The following is a 1,056-nucleotide window of genomic DNA, read 5'->3' on the forward strand; positions in this document are numbered from 1 at the left end:
GATGACAGGTGGCGTCTTCCTGCGCGAGAATTACGGCATCGCATTTCCGACCGGATCACCGCTGGTCGAGGATGTTAACCAGGCATTGCTCGGCCTGCGCGAAGACGGAACCTATGACGAAATCTATCGCAAGTGGTTCGGGTCGCGAAACTAATCTTGTGCTTCGTCTTCGAAAAACGGTGTCATCTGCGCGACGATCACTGCGTTTTCATCCAATGCTCTTTGCATCAGCGCACGTTCGTCCGGCTCGATATCGTGGCCTTGCGCTTCACGCTCGGCCAATGTGCCATATCCGGTAACATCCAGCGGTGCGGTGTCTGCCTGCTTCAGGATCGCAACCGTCTCACGCACGGCCTCGGCCTCATCCACGCCGCTGGCATAGCACATCAGCGCCGCGCCGGTCGCCCCATCGGGCAGCCCGTCGCCCTCCTTGCGGCCAATCTGGACCAGAAGGGTATAGACTTGCTGACGTGAGGGTTTCTTTTGCTTCTCCATGCACCGGGCCATAGCCCCGCGCCGGTTCGCGGTCAAGCAGCCAACAATTGCAGGAGCCCCGCCTTGCGCCCATAGTACCCAGAATACACCGATCCCGGATACCAAAGGACGCCTTCATGCCCTACCCAGATTTCATAACGAGATTTCCCAGCCTCGACGTACCGTTCCCTGGCGACGTGGTGCAAACGGCCGTGATCCGGTCGGATGCAGGGTTGGTGGCGTTCTTTACTTTTCTTCATGATTTCGAATTGCCCTTACATTCTCACAAAGCCCAATGGGGCACAGTGGTTGAGGGTGAGGTTGAATTGACCATCGACGGGCAGACCCTAACCTACCGCTCTGGCGACAGTTATTCGATCCCGTCAGGCGTGGAACATGGCGGCAAAATCAAGGCAGGCACACGGGTTATCGATGTTTTCGAGGAACCGGACCGGTATCCGATCAAGGGATTAGCTGGGCGAGAGACTCAGTGAACGCGAGTCTCGGCCTCCCTCATTGATTGAAGGCCTCCGGCCCGAAAAACTGTTGAGGTGAATCCGGCGGCGAAGGTGAAACCGAAGG

The 1,056-nt window shown here is 57.6% G+C and carries 3 protein-coding genes; 2 read left to right on the forward strand and 1 reads right to left on the reverse strand.

The window, feature by feature from the left end:
• The coding region (locus AC2FL1_RS23505; RefSeq protein WP_496878539.1) for a transporter substrate-binding domain-containing protein at positions 1-154 on the forward strand (154 nt) is incomplete at its 5' end.
• Here AC2FL1_RS23505 and AC2FL1_RS23510 read toward each other — a convergent pair.
• Positions 151-495: a DUF8846 family protein gene (locus tag AC2FL1_RS23510; protein ID WP_496878538.1), complete on the reverse strand. Its 345-nt coding sequence runs from the start codon at positions 493-495 to the stop codon at positions 151-153. The genes AC2FL1_RS23505 and AC2FL1_RS23510 overlap by 4 nt on opposite strands.
• Before the next feature lie 116 nt (positions 496-611).
• On the opposite strand from AC2FL1_RS23510, the gene AC2FL1_RS23515 reads away from it, so the two are divergent.
• Positions 612-968 carry a cupin domain-containing protein gene (locus AC2FL1_RS23515; RefSeq protein WP_496715338.1) on the forward strand — a complete coding sequence of 119 codons (357 nt, stop codon included), beginning with the start codon at positions 612-614 and terminating at the stop codon, positions 966-968.
• The last annotated feature ends 88 nt before the right edge of the window (positions 969-1,056 follow it).

The sequence above is a fragment of the Ruegeria sp. YKSF070 genome (genome assembly GCF_059612725.1).

Bases quoted from the DNA above. Each gene is read 5' to 3' on its own strand.
- AC2FL1_RS23515 (WP_496715338.1), top strand. From the start codon at position 612: ATGCCCTACCCAGATTTCATAACGAGATTTCCCAGCCTCGACGTACCG.
- AC2FL1_RS23510 (WP_496878538.1), bottom strand. From the start codon at position 495: ATGGAGAAGCAAAAGAAACCCTCACGTCAGCAAGTCTATACCCTTCTG.